The sequence below is a fragment of the Streptomyces calidiresistens genome, from assembly GCF_014141525.1.
In the GTDB taxonomy this organism is placed as follows: Bacteria; Actinomycetota; Actinomycetes; order Streptomycetales; family Streptomycetaceae; genus Streptomyces; species Streptomyces calidiresistens.
Window position 1 is genome coordinate 1 of the sequence record NZ_VKHS01001243.1, and the last position, 1059, is coordinate 1059.

The window sequence follows — 1059 nt, forward strand, 5'->3', positions numbered from 1 at the left end:
CGCTCCCCCCGCCGTCGCGACGGGCCGCGAACCCCCACCGCGCCCGGCCGTGACGGACCGCATCGGATCGCCCGCTTGCGGTCCGTGCGCCGCTGTTGACATCCTCCACCCCACACACGTCTGTAAGTGACAGGCTACCGAGCGGTGTTGGCGGCTCAACGGAGGTGCAGTCCCGGTGACGGGAACGATCAATCCCACGGTGCGGCGGCGCAGGCTCGGACAGGAACTGCGCAGACTCCGCGAGGACCGGGGCATGACGGCCGAGGAGGTCGCCGATCGCCTGCTGGTCTCCCAGTCGAAGATCAGCCGGTTGGAGAACGGCCGGCGCAGCATCAGCCCGCGCGACGTGCGCGACCTGTGCGGCGTCTACGACGTGCAGGACCGCAAGCTCGTGGAGTCGCTGATGCAGATGGCCCGCGAGTCGCGCCAGCAGGGCTGGTGGCACGCCTTCGGCGAGTTGTCCCCCACCTACAGCGTCTACATAGGACTGGAGACGGACGCCGCCTCCCTGCGCATCTTCGAACCGCAGGTGGTGCCCGGGCTGCTGCAGACCCCGGAGTACGCGGAGGCGGTGATCGCGGGGGCGCTGCCCGAGGTCGCGGCCGAGGAGGTCTCCCGCCGGGTCCAGGTGCGGCTGCGCCGACAGGAACGGGTGCACGACGGGTCCCGGCCGCTGCGGCTGTGGGCGGTGGTGGACGAGGCCGTGCTGCGCCGCGAGGTGGGCGGACGGTCGGTGATGGCCGAGCAGCTCAAGCACCTGGTGGACGTCTCCCGCCGCCCCAACGTGACCCTGCAGGTCCTGCCGTTCTCCTCGGGGGCCCATCCCGGCGTGAACGGACAGTTCGCGATCATGGAATTCCCGGACGCCACGGATTCCACGGTGGTGTACCTGGAGGGGGTGACCAGCGACCTCTACCTGGAGAAACCGAACGACGTGCAGAATTACGGCGTGATGTACGAGCACCTGCGGGCCCAGGCGCTCAGTCCGGAGGCCACCCGGGAATTCATCCAGCGCATCGCCGGGGAGGGGCCGGGGGCGGCTCGATGAGGCCCCCGGGG

Annotated in this window: 1 protein-coding gene; it reads left to right on the top strand. The window is 70.6% G+C overall.

Annotated features, from left to right (window positions below; all coding sequences use genetic code 11):
* Nucleotides 1–175: 175 nt before the first annotated feature.
* Nucleotides 176–1048: a helix-turn-helix domain-containing protein gene (locus FOE67_RS26650; RefSeq protein ID WP_182667380.1), complete on the top strand. Its 873-nt coding sequence runs from the start codon at nt 176–178 to the stop codon at nt 1046–1048.
* Nucleotides 1049–1059: the final 11 nt, after the last annotated feature.